The organism is Streptomyces anulatus (assembly GCF_014650675.1).
GTDB lineage: Bacteria > Actinomycetota > Actinomycetes > Streptomycetales > Streptomycetaceae > Streptomyces > Streptomyces anulatus.
On sequence record NZ_BMVK01000003.1, the window covers coordinates 106,496 to 123,095 of the forward strand.

General features: G+C 69.5%; 14 protein-coding genes. 7 read left to right on the plus strand and 7 right to left on the minus strand.

Annotation, left to right across the window (positions count from 1 at the left end; translation table 11 throughout):
* Complete coding sequence (clpB, locus tag IE272_RS08915) at positions 1 to 2,586, minus strand: ATP-dependent chaperone ClpB (protein WP_190006594.1); 2,586 nt, start codon at positions 2,584 to 2,586, stop codon at positions 1 to 3.
* Positions 2,587 to 2,767: 181 nt separating this feature from the next.
* On the opposite strand from clpB, the gene IE272_RS08920 reads away from it, so the two are divergent.
* A complete protein-coding gene (locus IE272_RS08920; protein WP_190006595.1) occupies positions 2,768 to 3,169 on the plus strand; it encodes a pyridoxamine 5'-phosphate oxidase family protein in 402 nt (133 codons plus the stop codon).
* A 123-nt stretch (positions 3,170 to 3,292) separates the two neighbouring features.
* Here the strand turns inward: IE272_RS08920 and IE272_RS08925 are convergent, their stop codons facing one another.
* Positions 3,293 to 3,613, minus strand: coding sequence for a Rieske (2Fe-2S) protein (locus IE272_RS08925; RefSeq protein WP_003967571.1), 321 nt, complete (start codon positions 3,611 to 3,613; stop codon positions 3,293 to 3,295).
* Positions 3,614 to 3,962: 349 nt separating this feature from the next.
* On the opposite strand from IE272_RS08925, the gene IE272_RS08930 reads away from it, so the two are divergent.
* Both IE272_RS08930 and IE272_RS08935 read left to right on the plus strand, forming a co-directional pair.
* Positions 3,963 to 4,997 carry a helix-turn-helix transcriptional regulator gene (locus IE272_RS08930; RefSeq protein ID WP_190006596.1) on the plus strand — a complete coding sequence of 345 codons (1,035 nt, stop codon included), beginning with the start codon at positions 3,963 to 3,965 and terminating at the stop codon, positions 4,995 to 4,997.
* An 82-nt stretch (positions 4,998 to 5,079) separates the two neighbouring features.
* Entirely contained in the window at positions 5,080 to 5,604 is a 525-nt protein-coding gene (locus tag IE272_RS08935) for a hypothetical protein (RefSeq protein WP_056701936.1), read from the plus strand.
* Between the two features lie 140 nt (positions 5,605 to 5,744).
* On the opposite strand, the gene IE272_RS08940 is transcribed toward IE272_RS08935, so the two are convergent.
* The 4 genes from IE272_RS08940 to dnaK form a co-directional block, all read right to left on the minus strand.
* Positions 5,745 to 6,197 (minus strand): heat shock protein transcriptional repressor HspR, encoded by a 453-nt coding sequence (locus IE272_RS08940; protein WP_007452885.1) that lies wholly within the window; start codon positions 6,195 to 6,197, stop codon positions 5,745 to 5,747.
* 1 nt (position 6,198) lies between these two features.
* Positions 6,199 to 7,392: a molecular chaperone DnaJ gene (gene dnaJ, locus IE272_RS08945; RefSeq protein WP_050358441.1), complete on the minus strand. Its 1,194-nt coding sequence runs from the start codon at positions 7,390 to 7,392 to the stop codon at positions 6,199 to 6,201.
* 96 nt (positions 7,393 to 7,488) lie between these two features.
* Positions 7,489 to 8,139: a nucleotide exchange factor GrpE gene (gene grpE / locus IE272_RS08950; RefSeq protein WP_050358440.1), complete on the minus strand. Its 651-nt coding sequence runs from the start codon at positions 8,137 to 8,139 to the stop codon at positions 7,489 to 7,491.
* Entirely contained in the window at positions 8,136 to 9,989 is a 1,854-nt protein-coding gene (gene dnaK, locus IE272_RS08955; protein WP_050358439.1) for a molecular chaperone DnaK, read from the minus strand. Before dnaK ends, grpE begins: the two co-directional genes overlap by 4 nt.
* Before the next feature lie 314 nt (positions 9,990 to 10,303).
* Between dnaK and IE272_RS08960 the strand changes: the two genes are divergently transcribed.
* From IE272_RS08960 to IE272_RS08975, 4 genes are all read left to right on the plus strand, one after another.
* Positions 10,304 to 11,104, plus strand: coding sequence for a sugar transferase (locus IE272_RS08960; RefSeq protein ID WP_229897241.1), 801 nt, complete (start codon positions 10,304 to 10,306; stop codon positions 11,102 to 11,104).
* A 95-nt stretch (positions 11,105 to 11,199) separates the two neighbouring features.
* The gene (locus IE272_RS08965) at positions 11,200 to 13,467 is read left to right on the plus strand and encodes a (Fe-S)-binding protein (RefSeq protein WP_190006597.1); all 2,268 of its coding nucleotides are present in this window, start codon (positions 11,200 to 11,202) and stop codon (positions 13,465 to 13,467) included.
* Between the two features lie 291 nt (positions 13,468 to 13,758).
* On the plus strand, positions 13,759 to 14,907 hold the full coding sequence (locus IE272_RS08970) for an FG-GAP repeat domain-containing protein (protein ID WP_190006598.1): 1,149 nt from the start codon (positions 13,759 to 13,761) through the stop codon (positions 14,905 to 14,907).
* 118 nt (positions 14,908 to 15,025) lie between these two features.
* Positions 15,026 to 16,006 (plus strand): Yip1 family protein, encoded by a 981-nt coding sequence (locus IE272_RS08975; RefSeq protein ID WP_050358435.1) that lies wholly within the window; start codon positions 15,026 to 15,028, stop codon positions 16,004 to 16,006.
* A 91-nt stretch (positions 16,007 to 16,097) separates the two neighbouring features.
* On the opposite strand, the gene IE272_RS08980 is transcribed toward IE272_RS08975, so the two are convergent.
* Positions 16,098 to 16,598 carry a phosphoribosyltransferase gene (locus IE272_RS08980; RefSeq protein WP_007452875.1) on the minus strand — a complete coding sequence of 167 codons (501 nt, stop codon included), beginning with the start codon at positions 16,596 to 16,598 and terminating at the stop codon, positions 16,098 to 16,100.
* Between the last annotated feature and the right edge of the window lie 2 nt (positions 16,599 to 16,600).

Here is a 16,600-nt window from a genome sequence, read left to right on the forward strand (position 1 = left end):
TTACGCGGCGGGGCCGACGATCAGCCCGTCCTCGACCCGCTCCACCCGTACGGTGTCACCGTCGCGGACCTCGCCGGACAGGATCTCCTTGGCGAGCCGGTCGCCGATCGCCGTCTGGATGAGCCGGCGCAGCGGCCGCGCCCCGTACGCCGGGTCGTTGCCCTCCTCGGCGAGCCAGGCCAGCGCCTCCGGCGAGACCTCCAGGGTGAGCCTGCGGTCGGCCAGGCGCTTCGCCAGCCGGTCGATCTGGAGCCCGGCGATGTGCGCGAGCTCGTCGCCGGACAGGGCGGAGAAGACCACCAGGTCGTCGAGCCGGTTGATGAACTCCGGCTTGAAGGAGGCCCGCACCACGTCCAGTACCTGCTGCTTCTTCACCTCGGGCTTGACCAGGGGGTCCATCAGGAACTGGCTGCCGAGGTTGGAGGTGAGGACGAGGATGGTGTTGCGGAAGTCGACCGTGCGGCCCTGGCCGTCGGTGAGCCGGCCGTCGTCGAGGACCTGGAGCAGGACGTCGAAGACCTCGGGGTGGGCCTTCTCGACCTCGTCCAGCAGCACGACGCTGTACGGGCGGCGGCGGACGGCCTCGGTGAGCTGGCCGCCCTCCTCGTAGCCGACGTAGCCGGGCGGGGCGCCGACGAGACGCGCGACGCTGTGCTTCTCGCCGTACTCGCTCATGTCGATGCGGATCATGGCCCGCTCGTCGTCGAACAGGAAGTCCGCGAGCGCCTTGGCCAGCTCGGTCTTGCCGACGCCGGTGGGCCCGAGGAAGAGGAACGACCCGGTGGGCCGGTCGGGATCCGCGATCCCGGCCCTCGTGCGGCGTACGGCGTCGGACACGGCCTGCACGGCCTCGCTCTGCCCGATCAGCCGCTTGCCCAGCTCGGACTCCATCCGCAGCAGCTTCTGGGTCTCGCCCTCCAGCAGCCGGCCGGCCGGGATGCCGGTCCAGGCGCCGACGACGTCCGCGATGTCGTCCGGGCCGACCTCCTCCTTGACCATGGTGTCCTTGGAGGCTTCCTGCTCCGCCTCGGCGGCCTCCTCCAACTCCCGCTCCAGGCCCGGGATCTCCCCGTACAGCAGCTTGGAGGCGGCGTCGAAGTCGCCGTCACGCTGGGCGCGTTCGGCCTGGCCCCGCAGTTCGTCGAGGCGCTCCTTGAGCTCACCGACCCGGTTGAGGCCCTGCTTCTCCTTCTCCCAGCGGGCGTTGAGTCCGCGCAGCTCCTCCTCCTTGTCGGCGAGGTCGCGGCGCAGCTTCTCCAGGCGCTGCTTGGACGCGGGGTCGGACTCGTTCTTGAGGGCCAGCTCCTCCATGCGCAACCGGTCGACGGAGCGCTGGAGTTCGTCGATCTCCAGCGGCGAGGAGTCGATCTCCATACGGAGCCGGGAGGCGGCCTCGTCGACCAGGTCGATGGCCTTGTCGGGGAGGAAGCGGGAGGTGATGTAACGGTCGGAGAGGGTGGCGGCGGCCACCAGCGCCGAGTCCGCGATCTGCACCTTGTGGTGGGCCTCGTAGCGGCCCTTGAGCCCGCGCAGGATCGCGATGGTGTCCTCGACGGAGGGCTCGGCGACCAGCACCTGCTGGAAGCGCCGCTCCAGGGCGGGGTCCTTCTCGATGCGCTCGCGGTACTCGTCGAGCGTCGTCGCGCCGACCATGCGCAGCTCGCCGCGGGCCAGCATCGGCTTGAGCATGTTGCCCGCGTCCATGGCGGAGTCGCCGCCGGCGCCCGCGCCGACGACGGTGTGCAGCTCGTCGATGAACGTGATGATCCGGCCGTCGCTCTCCTTGATCTCGGAGAGGACGGTCTTCAGGCGCTCCTCGAACTCGCCGCGGTACTTCGCGCCGGCGACCATCGCGCCGAGGTCCAGGGAGACCAGCCGCTTGTTCTTCAGGCTCTCGGGAACGTCGCCCTTGACGATGCGCTGGGCGAGCCCCTCGACGACGGCGGTCTTGCCGACGCCGGGCTCACCGATGAGCACGGGGTTGTTCTTCGTCCGGCGCGACAGCACCTGCACGACACGGCGGATCTCCTGGTCGCGGCCGATGACCGGGTCCAGCTTGCCCTCGCGCGCGGCGGCCGTGAAGTCGGTGCCGAACTTCTCCAGGGCCTTGTACTGGCCCTCCGGGTCGGGTGTGGTCACCCGGCGCCCTCCCCTGCTCGTCTCGAATGCGGCCAGCAGCTTCCTGGCACCGGCGCCCTGCCCGTCGAGGATCTCACCCGCACGGCCGCCCCTGGCCGCGATGCCGATCAGCAGGTGCTCGGTGGAGATGTAGTCGTCGCCCAGCTCCTTGGCCCGCTGCGCGGCGTCCTGGATGACGGCCAGCAGCTCGCGGTTGGGGGCCGGCGGGGCGACGGTGGAACCGGTGACGCTGGGCAGCCCGCCGAGCAGCCGCTCGGTCTCGCTCCGTACGACGGCCTGGTCGGCCTCGACGGCGGCGAGCAGGTCGACGACGTTCTCGTTGTCCCTGCCCTCCAGCAGCGCGAGGAGCAGATGTCCCGGCGTGAGATCGGCGTGCCCGTCCTTCACGGCCCTGCTGGTGGCCGCGTTGATGGCGTCCCGGCTCTTGTTGGTCAGCTCGGCGTCCACGTGTGGTTACTCCTCCTCGCAGCTGGTGGGTCATGCGTGAGTGCGTCAGTCATGCCTTGATGCATTGACTTAATCAACGTGCACAAAGTTGAGTCTATTCCACTCAAGGCGATGCGCGCACGCGCTGCGGGCACCCGGGGCGCGCACGAGCACCCGGGGACCGGCCTCGTACGCTGCCCCCATGGCAGACGTACACGCCCCCGCTCCCGCATACGTCGCGTTCTGGCGCGAGAGCCACCTCTCCACCCTGACGACCCCCCGCCCGGACGGCACACCGCACGTGGTGCCGGTGTGCGTGACGTACGACCCGGAGGCCGGGGTGGCGCGCGTGATCACCGACGGGGGCAGCCGCAAGGTCGCCCACATCCGGGCCGCCGGCCCCGGCGGGGCACGCGTGGCCGTCTGCCAGATCGACAGGGCCCGCTGGGCGACCCTGGAGGGCCTCGCGGTCATCCGGACGGAGCCGGAGGCCGTCGCGGACGCGGAGGCCCGTCACGAGGCGCGCTACGGCCGCGCCCCGCGGATCAACCCGACCCGGGTCGTCATCGAGATCACCCTCGACCGGGCGCTCGGCAAGGCCTGACCGGCCCCCTGCGACACACCGCCCCCGTACAGGAACAGCACAACGGCGCCACCGTGTTCAGGTCACGGTGGCGCCGCTGTGTGGGGGAAGCGCCGGAGCGATAGGTGACGACGGGGGAATCGCTCAGGCACTGCGGGGGGTGGCGGAAAGTGGTTCTGCGTCGAACAGCTCGTGGTCCCGCTGATCGAGATTGACGAAGATCATGCCGTACCTGACGGCACAGCGGACCGGCTGCGGCGCACCGCGCGGCCGACGGAGACAGCGATAGGCGCGGACGTCCTCGTCCTCTTCCATCACCACGACGATCGGCTCTCCGAACAGGGTGACCATCAACGAGTCGCCACGGCGGGGGAGTGCCGTGAGCAGATCGATGAAATGCCACCCTGAGCGATAGGCGGTCGCCATCTCGCGCCGGAAGGTGCGGTCGTCCGGCGGGGTACTCATGCCCGGCCCCGTGCGGCAGGCGTGCTCTCCGACAGCGACTCGGGTGCCGCTTCCGCTCCCGTCGTCCGTGCGGGCATCAAGTCCCAGGCCAGGTCCGGAGGCGGAGCGGCCTGCACCTGCGCGCCGGCCGAACCGTGGGTCACGCCGCCCTCAACGAGGTCAAGAACACTCAGCGCCCCGGTCGTCAGCCCAACGGAGAAGGCAACAGCAAGCACCGAGCGAAGCGTTTTGTAACTCATGATGGGCTTCGTCCTCACTTCCAAGGTTTCCTCTCCCCCGCAGAACAAGACGATGGCCCATCCAGGCACGTCAACGCCACAGAAGCGATGCATCATGTTCCTGCTGATTCATGTTCCTGGGGGGTGGAGAATTGACCACAGACAACACCAAAGCGGCACATCCCCACTCGGTTAGTGCCTTGTGTGACGAGGGAGCACGGCTCTACGCCAGTGCGCTGAGTGTGGGCAAAATAGCTCGCGTCGAGGCGGAGGACGCTCCGTGTCTGCTGGAATTCGCCCTGCTGCATCCCGATCCCGACGACCCCAACTGGCTGCGGCCGGTACCGCCGTCCGCGGCGCTCACGCAGCGGCTCCATCCGATCGAGCGGGAGATCCAGGAGCGAAGGCGCCTCTCGGTGGAGCTCACCGAGGTGTTCGAGCCCTTCATGGCGATCAGCGCCCAGGCTCCGCCGACCACCCACGCGATTACGGTTCTCGAAGGCATCGGCCGTATCAACGCCTCGATAGAACTCGCCCTCGCCGAGTGCCGCTCGGAAGTCCTCACCATTCAGCCGGGGGGCGGGCGCAGCGAGAACGCGCTCACCACTGCCATGGAACGCGGCAAGATGCTCACGGAACGTGGCGTCGGCATGCGCACGCTGTATCAGCACACTGTCCGCCACAGCCACGGCACTCTCAATTACGCGGCCCGGATGGCCGAGAGCAAGGTCGAGATCCGCACGCTCGAAGAGCTGATAGAGCGGCTCATGATTTTCGACCGCACCGTCGCCTTCATACCGGCCACCGACGACCGCACCGTGGCCCTTGAGCTGCGGCACCCCGGCATCGTGGAGTACCTCGCCAAGGTCTTCGAGCAGTTCTGGCACCGCGCGGTGCCCCTCCAGGAACAGATTCCGTACGACTCCACGACGGACGGCATTTCCGGGGTGAGGCATTCGATCGCCAAACTGCTCGTCGAGGGTCATGTCGACGAGGCGATCGCCCGCCACCTCGGCATGAACGTACGCACCTGCCGGTCGCACATCGCGAAGCTCAGCGTCGCGCTCGGCAGCAACAGCCGGGCCCAACTCGGTTACCTGATCGCGCGATCCGGAATCCTGGAATCAGGTCCCGACCATGCGCTCGGCCGCGAGCCGGGAGCGTGACCGCGCACGCGAGAATTCCGTACATCAGGCCTGACCGACCTGACGCATTCCCGCCACGCGACAGAAGGACCACGAAGCCCGGATGACCGACACCACATCCATACCCGCCGCCGTCGAGGACGACCACCACGGGGACATCCTGGTCGAACTCGCGGGCGAGCACAGCGAGATGCTCGTCGTGAGCGGCGAGATGATCCCCCGCGTCGTCCTCACCCGCGCACCCGGCGCGGAGGTCGACGACCACATCGTCATCGGCACCCGCGACCCCCGCCACCTCACGCTCACCGTGGACGGCCGGGAAGCGACGATCACGCCCGGCAAGGGGAAACTCCGCCGCCGCTCCTACCGGGTCGACGTCCGCTGCGCCGGTACGTCCTACCGGCTCGTGCCCGACTCCATCCCGAGCAGCCGGCTGACCCGCGACGGCAAGCACATCGGGGACTTCTCCTCGGACGGCGACCGGCGGGTGCTCGCCGAGTGGCGGTCCGGGGCCGCCGTCGAGCCGGCCGACGCCGCGATCGGCTACGCGCTGGCCGCCGCGTTCGGCACCGGCGGACAGCCGATGTGGATGATGCTGGTCGACACGGTCAGCGAGCTCCTGCCGTAGGCCCGGGCCGGGGGCACACGCGAAGGGGCCGGGAGAGCTGCTGAACGCTCTCCCGGCCCCTTGGGCGTACGAAGGGCACCGGAGCCGCACGAAGGGGCCCGGAGCCGTACGAAGGGCCCCGCCGGCCCGTCGGCCGCTTCCTAGTCCGTCGGCCGCTTCGGCTTCGGCCGCCAGACCACCAGCGCGCTGGTCTGCTGCACGTCCTGGTACGGAACGAGGTCCCGGCGGTACGAGGCGTGCACCTGGGCCTCGCGCTGTTGCATGGCGACCGCCGCGCCGTCCACCGCCGCCGAGAGCTCGGCGACGCGCTGCTGGAGGGCCGCGACCTGGTTCTCCAGCTCGATGATCCGCTTGATGCCCGCGAGGTTGATGCCCTCGTCCTGCGACAGCTGCTGCACGGTGCGCAGCAGCTCGATGTCACGGGCCGAGTAGCGCCGGCCGCGCCCGGCCGTACGGTCCGGGGAGACCAGGCCGAGACGGTCGTACTGGCGCAGTGTCTGCGGGTGCAGGCCCGAGAGCTGGGCCGCGATCGAGATCACGTACACCGGTGTCTCATCGGTCAGCTGGTACGGATTGCGTCGACGGCCGTCCATCTCAAGCTCCCTTCGCAGCCTGGAACAGTTCCGCCCGCGGGTCCTCGTCCGCGGTCGCCTTCCGGTAGGCCTCCAGGGCGTCCCTGGCCTCCTGGCCCAGGTCCCTGGGAACCGCGACCTCCACGGTGACCAACAGGTCGCCACGGGTGCCGTCCTTGCGCACCGCGCCCTTGCCCCGGGCGCGCATCGTACGCCCGTTGGGGGTGCCGGCGGGAAGCTTCAGGGTGACCGGGGGGCCGCCGAGAGTGGGGACCTTGACCTCGCCGCCGAGCGTCGCCTCCGGATAGGTGACGGGCACGGTGACCGTGAGGTTGTCGCCCTTGCGGCCGAAGACCGGGTGGGCGTCGACGTGGACGACGACGTAGAGGTCGCCGGCCGGACCGCCGCGTTCGCCCGCACCGCCCTTGCCGCGCAGCCGGATCCGCTGGCCGTCGGAGACGCCCGCCGGAATCCTCACCTGCATGGTGTGCGCCGACTTCGCCCGGCCGCTTCCCTTGCAGACCTCGCAGGGGTCCTGGGCGATGAGGCCCCGGCCCTTGCAGTCCACACAGGGGTCGGTGAGCGAGAAGCCGCCGCCGCTGCCGCGCGAGACCTGGCCGGTGCCGACACAGGTCGGGCAGACCCTGGGGGTGCCGTTCTTGTCGCCGGTGCCGGAACACGCCTTGCAGGGCGCCTGACTGGACATCCGCAGCGGGACCGTGGCCCCGTCGACCGCCTCGGTGAAGCTGAGCGTCACCTCGGACTCGATGTCCTGGCCGCGCCGCGGCTGGACACGGGTGCCCGCGCCGCCGCGGTTGAACAGCCCGCCGAAGACGTCGCCGAGACCGCCCCCGCCGCCGAAGCCGCCGCCCGCGCCGCCCTGGCCGCCGCCACCCTGGGCGCCACCTCCGAAGAGGTCGCCCAGGTCGAAGTTGAAGTTGCCGCCGGCACCACCGGGGCCGGGGCGGAAGCCGCCGTTGCCGAAGAGGGCGCGCGCCTCGTCGTACTCCTTGCGCTTCTTGGGGTCACCGAGGACGTCGTTCGCCTCGGAGATCTCCTTGAAGCGCTCCTCCGCCTTGGCGTCGCCCTTGTTGGCGTCCGGGTGGAACTCGCGGGCGAGCTTCCGGTACGCCTTCTTGACCTCGGCGTCGGTGGCGTCCTTGGGGACGCCGAGGACCTTGTAGTAGTCCTTCTCGACGAAGTCCTTCGTGCTCATCGACGTCCCTCCTTCCGGACGATCGGCCGAGCGGCCGGCCCGTGGGCCGGCCGCCGGGCCGGTCGGTGTGCACCCTGGTGGTCAGACGCGTTGCCGTCAGACCTCCTCGGTGCCACCGCTCTCCTCGTCGTCTGTCTTCTCTTCCTTGGCCGCGGCGGGCGTGGCGCCCGGCTGCGGCTCGGCGACGGCCACCCGCGCGGGGCGGATGGTGCGCTCGCCGATGCGATACCCCGGCTGCAGGATCGCCACGCAGGTCGTCTCGGTGACGTCCGGCGCGTAGCTGTGCATCAGGGCCTCGTGGATCGTCGGGTCGAAGGGCTCGCCCTCCTTGCCGAACTGCTGGAGGCCCAGCTTCGCGACGACGGTCTCCATCGATTCGGCCACCGACTTGAAGCCGCCGACCAACTCGCCGTGTTCCCGTGCGCGGCCGACGTCGTCGAGGACGGGCAGGAGCTCGGACAGGAGGTTCGCGACAGCGACCTCCTTGACCGCGACCCGGTCCCGCTCGACGCGGCGACGGTAGTTCTGGTACTCGGCCTGGAGCCGCTGGAGGTCCGCGGTGCGCTCACCGAGCGCGGTGCGTACCTGGTCCAGCTGTGCGGTCAGACCGACGGTCGGGTCGAGGTCCCCGGCCGGGGCTGCCGTCTCCTCCTCGGAGGAGTCGGCAGCCTTCGGCTCGGCGTCATCAGGGGTGGCGCCGGAGGGGACGTCGGGCTTCTCCTCGAAGCCCGGAGTCTCCTCGGTCACGCCGCACCGCCCTTGGTGTCCTTCTCGTCGTCCACGATCTCGGCGTCGACGACGTCGTCATCGGCCTTGGCCTGGGCATCGCCCGGGGCGTCGGCGCCCGGGGTCGCACCCTCAGCCTGGGCGTTGGCGTACATCGCCTGGCCCAGCTTCTGGGAGACGGCGGCGACCTTCTCGGTGGCCGTGCGGATCTCGGCGGAGTCCTCGCCCTTGAGCTTCTCCTTCAGCTCGCCGACGGCGGTCTCCACCTCCGTCTTCACGTCGGCCGGGACCTTGTCCTCGTTGTCCTTGAGGAACTTCTCGGTCTGGTAGACGAGCTGCTCGCCCTGGTTGCGCGACTCGGCGGCCTCGCGGCGGGCGTGGTCCTCCTCCGCGTACTTCTCGGCCTCTTCGCGCATCCGGTTGACCTCGTCCTTCGGCAGCGAGGAGCCGCCGGTGACGGTCATCTTCTGCTCCTTGCCGGTGCCGAGGTCCTTGGCGGCGACGTGCATGATGCCGTTGGCGTCGATGTCGAAGGCGACCTCGATCTGCGGCACACCGCGCGGGGCCGGCGGCAGACCGGTCAGCTCGAACATCCCGAGCTTCTTGTTGTACGCCGCGATCTCGCGCTCGCCCTGGTAGACCTGGATCTGCACGGACGGCTGGTTGTCCTCGGCCGTCGTGAAGATCTCGGAGCGCTTGGTCGGGATCGTGGTGTTGCGCTCGATGAGCTTGGTCATGATCCCTCCCTTGGTCTCGATGCCGAGGGACAGCGGGGTGACGTCGAGGAGCAGGACGTCCTTGACCTCGCCCTTGAGGACACCGGCCTGGAGCGAGGCGCCGATGGCGACGACCTCGTCCGGGTTCACACCCTTGTTGGCGTCCTGGCCACCGGTCAGCTCCTTGACGAGCTCGGCGACGGCGGGCATACGGGTGGAGCCACCGACGAGAACGACGTGGTCGATCTCGGAGAGCTGGATGCCCGCGTCCTTGATGACGTTGTGGAACGGGGTCTTGCAGCGGTCCAGGAGGTCCGCGGTCAGCTGCTGGAACTGCGAGCGCGTGAGCTTCTCGTCCAGGTGCAGCGGGCCCTCGGCGGACGCCGTGATGTAGGGCAGGTTGATCGTGGTCTCGGTCGAGGACGAGAGCTCGATCTTCGCCTTCTCCGCGGCCTCGCGGAGACGCTGGAGAGCCATCTTGTCCTTGGACAGGTCCACGCCGTGCCCGTTGGCGAACTGCTTCACCAGGTAGTCGACGACGCGCTGGTCCCAGTCGTCACCACCGAGGTGGTTGTCACCGTTGGTGGCCTTCACCTCGACGACGCCGTCGCCGATCTCCAGGAGGGACACGTCGAAGGTGCCGCCACCGAGGTCGAAGACGAGGATCGTCTGGTCGTCCTTGTCGAGGCCGTACGCCAGCGCGGCGGCGGTCGGCTCGTTGACGATGCGCAGGACGTTCAGGCCCGCGATCTCGCCGGCCTCCTTCGTCGCCTGACGCTCGGAGTCGTTGAAGTACGCCGGGACGGTGATGACCGCGTCGGTCACCTTCTCGCCCAGGTAGGACTCGGCGTCGCGCTTCAGCTTCTGCAGGATGAAGGCGCTCATCTGCTGCGGGTTGAAGCTCTTGCCGTCCAGGTCGATCTTCCAGTCAGTGCCCATGTGGCGCTTGACGGAGCGGATGGTCCTGTCGACGTTGGTGACCGCCTGGCGCTTCGCGACCTCGCCGACGAGCACCTCGCCGTTCTTGGCGAAGGCGACGACGGACGGCGTGGTCCTGGCGCCTTCGGCGTTGGTGATGACGGTGGGCTCGCCGCCTTCGAGAACGCTGACGACGGAGTTAGTCGTGCCCAGGTCGATGCCGACCGCACGTGCCATTTCAATTCCTCCAACTGACTACTTGAGTGGATCTGACTCAAGAATGCATGACGCCCGTCGCGGAGTCAACAGACCTGAGTCCCTTACGCTCAACTTAAGTGCTCACATAGAGCACACCCGGGCCCCGCCCGCCCCCTCAGGTCGCCCCACGACCCCACCCGCGCACGCCACACCCCTCGCGCACCACCCGACCCACCGTCTCACCATGGGATCGTTCTGTCACAAAATGCCGTGAGACGGTCACAACCGTCACCGACCGGCAGGTTTCACCGTGGATCGTCACACCATCGAACCTCGAACCCCGGGCGGGCGCGATGCAGAACGCGAGGAAGCCGCGCGTACGGCGGAAGAACCAGAAGCACCAGAAACACCGGGGTCGGCCGCGACCCCGCTCGGAGCCGTACGTCACGGAGCCGCGCGGCCCCCATCCGTACGAGGAGAGACCTCACCCCCGACCGGCAGCGAGCGGTACGGCCAGGGGCCACTTCCCCTCGCGCCACGTCGCCCGCCTGGCCGGCCTCGGCGACCGGGCCGGGTGGCTGGCTGACCGGTTCCTGCCACGGACCACGGCCGGACGCGCGCTGGACCTGATTCTCGGCACCGCCCTGCTGCTCCTGACCGCCCCCGCCGTCGCCGCTACGGCCCTCGCCCTGACCGCGCGGAAGGCCCCGGGCGGCGCCTGGGACCGCAGGCCCCGGAGCGGTCTGGGCGGCCGGGTCTTCGAACTGCGCACCCTGCGCACCCGCAGGCTCCGGCTGGACCTGTTCTCCCGGCTTCCGCACGTCGTACGCGGCGAGCTTTCCCTGGTCGGGCCCGCTCCACTGGCCCCGGGCGACCCACGCGCCGCAGGGCCCGGGGCGAGGCAGTGGCGGCAGGAACTGCGGCCGGGACTGACCGGTCTCGCACAGGTGCGCGCCCGCTCCGGCATGCCGTGGGACGACCCCGCCCTGCTGGACCAGCACTACGCAGAGCACCATGGAGTGATGCTCGACCTGGCGATCCTCACCGAAGCCGCCTGCGGTCCACTGCGATCGGGGCTCCGGACGATCCGCCGCACCAAGGCACACCTGAGCGACACAGATCACCGCTCACCCGGCTGCAGCGGGGTGGACTAAGTGGATAGTGTCAGCACAGACTAATTAAGTTACTGCTTAGTAGTAGTGGGCAGTGTCAACTGAATCCCGCTCTCGCAGGCCCGAGGAGCCCCGAAATGCAACTCGCCGCGATCATTGTGTCGCTGGTGCTGACGGTCGTCGGCGTTGCGCTCATCACCCGAGCCGTCGCGCAGATCTACCGCTTCGTCCGTCTGGGACAGCCGGTACCAGCAGGCAGCCGCACCGACGACCCCATGCAACGGACGATCACCCTGGTCAAGGAGTTCGTCGGCCACACCCGCATGAACCGCTGGGCGGTCGTGGGCGTGGCCCACTGGTTCGTCGCAGTCGGCTTCCTGACCCTGGGCCTGACGATCGTCACGGCGTACGGCCAGCTGTTCAAGGCCGACTGGGTGCTCCCGTACATCGGCACCTTCCTGCCGTACGAGGTCTACATCGAGTTCATCGCACTCGGCACGACCCTCGGCATCCTCGTCCTGATCGCGATCCGTCAGCTGAACCTGCCCTCGCGGGCGGGCCGCAAGTCGCGCTTCACCGGTTCGAAGATGGGCCAGGCGTACTTCGTCGAGGCGATCATCCTGATCATCGGCGCCGCGATCATGCTGCTCCGCGGCCTCGAGGGCGCGCTGCACCACGTGGACAGCTACGGGCCCGCGTACTTCGCCTCGTACCCCCTGGTGCTGGCCTTCAAGGGGCTGAGCGTCGAGACGCTGCAGAACCTGGTCTACCTGTTCGCGATGATCAAGCTCGGTACGACGATGATCTGGGCGATCACGGTCGGGCTGAACACCAACATGGGTGTCGCCTGGCACCGCTTCCTCGGCTTCCCGAACATCTGGTTCAAGCGGAACTCCGACGGTGACGTCGCGCTCGGCGCGCTCCAGCCGATGACGTCGGGCGGCAAGGAGATCGACTGGGAGGACCCGGCCGAGGACGCGGTCTTCGGCGTCTCCCAGGTCGAGCAGTTCTCCTGGAAGGGCATTCTCGACTTCTCCACCTGCACCGAGTGCGGCCGCTGCCAGTCCCAGTGCCCCGCCTGGAACACCGGCAAGCCCCTCTCCCCCAAGCTCCTGATCATGTCGCTGCGCGACCACGCGCACGCCAAGGCTCCCTACCTCCTGGCCGGCGGCGGCAAGGACATGGAGGGCAACGAGAAGGCCACCGAGGAGCAGCTCAAGGACGTTCCCGCAGCCGCCCTCGCCGAGGCCGAGCGCCCCCTCATCGGCACCGCCGAGGAGAACGGCGTCATCGACCCGGACGTCCTGTGGTCCTGCACCACCTGCGGCGCCTGCGTCGAGCAGTGCCCGGTCGACATCGAGCACATCGACCACATCGTCGACATGCGCCGCTACCAGGTGATGATCGAGTCCTCGTTCCCGTCGGAGGCGGGCACGATGCTCAAGAACCTGGAGAAGAAGGGCAACCCCTGGGGGCTGGCCAAGAAGGCGCGCGTCGAGTGGACCAAGGAGGTCGACTTCGAGGTCCCGATCGTCGGGAAGGACGTCGAGGACCTCACCGAGGTCGACTACCTGTACTGGGTCGGCTGCGCGGGCGCCCTGGAGGACCGGGCGAAGAAGACCACGAAGGCCTTCGCGGAGCTGCTGCACATCGCGGGCGTCAAGTTCGCGATCATGGGCGGCGACGAGAAGTGCACCGGTGACTCCGCCCGCCGCCTGGGCAACGAGCCGCTGTTCCAGCAGCTCGGCCAGGAGAACGTGGCCATGCTGAACATGGCGTACGGCGAGGACGACGAAGACACGACGACGAAGAAGCCCAAGTCGTCGAAGAAGATCGTCGCGACCTGCCCGCACTGCTTCAACACGATCGCGAACGAGTACCCGCAGCTCGGCGGCGAGTACGAGGTCATCCACCACACGCAGCTGCTCCAGCACCTCATCGACGAGGGCAAGCTGATCCCGGTGACCCCGGTCGAGGGCCTGATCACGTACCACGACCCGTGCTACCTGGGCCGTCACAACAAGATCTACACCCCGCCGCGCGAGATCATCGCGAAGGTCCCGGGGCTGCGGAACGAGGAGATGCACCGCCACAAGGAGCGCGGCTTCTGCTGCGGCGCCGGTGGTGCCCGGATGTGGATGGAGGAGCGGATCGGCAAGCGCGTGAACAACGAGCGCGTCGAGGAAGCCCTCGCCCTCAACCCGGACATCGTCTCCACCGCCTGCCCGTTCTGCCTCGTCATGCTGACCGACTCGGTCAACGGCAAGAAGAACGACGGCCAGGCCAAGGAGTCCATCCAGGTCGTGGACGTCTCGCAGCTCCTCCTGGAGTCGGTGAAGACCCCGGCCGATCCGGCGGGCGAGCCGGAGCAGGTGGACGCACCGGAGCCCGAACCGGCAAAGTGACCTGGCGCATCAACGCGATGAGCGGCCGGACCTGCCTCGGGGGCAGGACCGGCCGCTTTTCCGTGCCCGGCCCCGCGCCCGCCCCGCGCCCGGTGTCCCGGCCCGGCAGTGACGCTCGCCGCATGTGAGCCGGGACATGTACGCGACGGCGTATCTGGAGCATCATGTGCCCCGGAGAAACCCGGTACGGGCCAGGACCCCTCCCCGGCAGACGGCGGACAGCACCACACCGCACCGAACCACACCGAACCGCACCCGACGAACAACGAACGAGCGACGAACGAGGCCCCCGTGCGCCCACGCATCACGCACCCGAAGGCAGCGGTCACCACCAGGGCGACGGCCGTCCTCGCCGCGGGCTGCACCGGCCTGCTGCTCGTGCTCACCGGCTGCGGAAGCCCCTCGGCCGCCGACGCACCGCCCTCCGCCGCATCCGGGTCCGGGGCCAAGAACGGCGACACCCCGCCGGAGGCGCAGACCCTGGCGGGCACGGCGCGCGTCCCCGTACCGCGCGGCGCCGGCAGCCGTGTCCCGTACGACTTCAACGGCGACGGTCACCGGGACCTGGTCATCGACGACCTGGTGAAGGCCCCCGAGGACAGCCACGGCGACGACGCGGGCATCGGCATCGTCTACGGCTCCGACGACCGCCCCCTGGACCCGGCCGCCCGGCAACTGCTGAGCGCCCGCGCGAACGCGGCGAAGTCCGGCGACACCCTGCCCGCCGCGTTCGACGCCGAGTCGGCCTGCGACCTGGACCGGGACGGCTTCACGGACCTGATCGTCTCCACCGACCCCCCGTACAACGGCATCGGCGCCCCGCCCGTCCCCCTCCAGATCCTCTTCGGCTCCCCGCAGGGCCTGACGGGCAAGGCGGTCACCGTACGCATCCCGCAGCAGGCCCGGTTCGGCAACGAGTGGCCCGAGCAGCCGGTCTGCGGCGACTTCGACGGCGACGGCAGGGCCGACCTCGCGGTCACGGCCAGCGCCGGCCAGGTCACCTTCCTGCACGGCCCCTTCACCCGCACCGGGGTCCCGCGCAGCGCGGAACTGCTCCCCGACGGCGGCCCGTACCTCTACGCCCCCGAACCCAGGGCCGACACCGACGGGGACGGTTACGACGACCTCGTCGCCGCCGCCCGCCCGCACGCCCCCGGCCGGCCGGGCAAGGGCACCCTCCTCCTCGGCTCCGCGAAGGGCCCGGCCCGCCCGGGCGGCACGTACGCGTTCGCCGCGGAGAAGCTCCCCAGGGCGCCGCTGAACGCGACGGGAACCACCCGCACCGCCCTCCTCGACCACGGCGACTACGACGCCGACAAGAAGCCGGACACGGTGGTGCGGACGTACCGGGGCGAGCGCCAGGATCTGATCGCCCTCTACGCGGCGGGTAACACGGACAGGCCGGTCCTCACCTTCTCCACGGCGCTGTTCCTCCCCTGAACTCCCCCTCCCAGGGCCCGGGGTACGGCCCCTAGGGGATGTCACAGCTCGGCCGCAATGGCGGACGGGTTCCCCCGGCCCCCACTCCCCACCCCCGGGGACCAGGTACGTTCGACGGGTGGCTGGATTCAGGATCGGACGCGGCCGGGACAACCGCACCCCGCAACAACCGCAGCAGCAGCGGCAGCAGCCGTACGGAGGGCAGGCACCACAGCCGCCGTACGGTGCTCAGCCGTGGCCGACGGCAGGAGCCCCCGGCAACGGCGGGGCGCCACCGCCGTACGGCCCTCCGCAAGGCGCCCCGTACAACACCGGTGGCGGCTACGCGGGCCCCGGGCCAGGAGGACACGGCGGTCAGGCCGGACACGGCCAGGGGCCTCACGGCGGTCACGGCGGTCACGGTGAACCGGAGTACTTCGGCGACCCGTACGCGGACCCCGCGCCCCACGACCCGTACGCCAACAACCCGGGTCACACGCAGGCGTTCCGCGTCGACGAGGACGCCTACGGCGACGGCAACACCTACCAGGCCGGTGCCGCCCCCGCCCAGCCGACGGGCCCGCGCCTGCGCTGGAAGGAACTGCTGACCGGCATCGTGACGCGCCCGGGACCGACGTTCTGGCAGATGCGGGACTACCCGGTCTGGGGCCCGGCGCTGGTCGTCACGTTCCTCTACGGCCTGCTCGCGCTGTTCGGCTTCGACCAGGCGCGCGAAGAAGCGATCAACGCGACGATCTCGACGGCGATCCCGTACGTCCTGTTCACCGGCGTCGGCTTCGTCATCGGCGGCCTGGTCCTCGGCGCGGTGACCCACACCCTGGCCCGCCAGCTCGGCGGCACGGGCTCGTGGCAGCCGACGGTGGGCCTGTCGATGCTGATCATGTCGATGACCGACGCCCCGCGCCTGCTCTTCGCCGTCTTCCTGGGCGGCGAGAACTCCCTGGTCCAGATCGTGGGCTGGCTGACCTGGCTGGCGGCCGGGGCGCTGTTCACGTCGATGGTCAGCAAGTCGCACGACCTGCCGTGGCCGAAGGCGCTGGGAGCATCGGCGATCCAGCTGATCGCGCTGCTGTCGATCATCAAGCTGGGCACGATCTGAGAAAACCGCGCAGTACAGGAGAAGGCCCCCCGGAGCACAGAACACGCTCAGGGGGCCTTCTCACGCACTCCTGCACACTGCACAAGTGAGGTCAGGAGTCGAGAACCTGCCCGTCCCGCCGCACGACGGGCTTCTCCACGCTCCACGGGAAGTTGATCCACTGATCGGTCTTCTTCCACACGTACTCGCACTTCACGAGGGAGTGGGACTTCTCGTAGATGACGGCGCTGCGCACCTCGGCGACATGGTCGACGCAGAAGTCGTGGACGAGCTTGAGCGTCTTGCCCGTATCAGCGACATCGTCAGCGATCAGAACCTTCTTCTCCGAGAAGTCGATCGCGTTGGGCACGGGCGCCAGCATGACGGGCATCTCCAGGGTCGTGCCGACCCCGGTGTAGAACTCCACATTGACGAGATGGATGTTCTTGCAGTCGAGCGCGTAGGCGAGCCCACCGGCGACGAAGACACCACCCCGAGCGATGCTGAGGACGACATCGGGCTCGTACCCGTCGTCGGCGACGGCCTGCGCCAGCTCGCGCACGGCCCGCCCGAAGCCCTCGTACGTCAGGTTTTCCCGCTCGTCACTCGCCATGA

Excerpts from the sequence above, each read along its gene's own strand:
- IE272_RS08965 (WP_190006597.1), top strand. The coding sequence starts at position 11,200 with ATGCAACTCGCCGCGATCATTGTGTCGCTGGTGCTGACGGTCGTCGGC.
- IE272_RS08940 (WP_007452885.1), bottom strand. The coding sequence starts at position 6,197 with ATGGACGGCCGTCGACGCAATCCGTACCAGCTGACCGATGAGACACCG.
- dnaK (WP_050358439.1), bottom strand. The coding sequence starts at position 9,989 with ATGGCACGTGCGGTCGGCATCGACCTGGGCACGACTAACTCCGTCGTC.
- dnaJ (WP_050358441.1), bottom strand. The coding sequence starts at position 7,392 with ATGAGCACGAAGGACTTCGTCGAGAAGGACTACTACAAGGTCCTCGGC.
- IE272_RS08920 (WP_190006595.1), top strand. The coding sequence starts at position 2,768 with ATGGCAGACGTACACGCCCCCGCTCCCGCATACGTCGCGTTCTGGCGC.
- IE272_RS08980 (WP_007452875.1), bottom strand. The coding sequence starts at position 16,598 with ATGGCGAGTGACGAGCGGGAAAACCTGACGTACGAGGGCTTCGGGCGG.
- IE272_RS08930 (WP_190006596.1), top strand. The coding sequence starts at position 3,963 with ATGTTCCTGGGGGGTGGAGAATTGACCACAGACAACACCAAAGCGGCA.
- IE272_RS08925 (WP_003967571.1), bottom strand. The coding sequence starts at position 3,613 with ATGAGTACCCCGCCGGACGACCGCACCTTCCGGCGCGAGATGGCGACC.
- IE272_RS08960 (WP_229897241.1), top strand. The coding sequence starts at position 10,304 with ATGCAGAACGCGAGGAAGCCGCGCGTACGGCGGAAGAACCAGAAGCAC.
- IE272_RS08935 (WP_056701936.1), top strand. The coding sequence starts at position 5,080 with ATGACCGACACCACATCCATACCCGCCGCCGTCGAGGACGACCACCAC.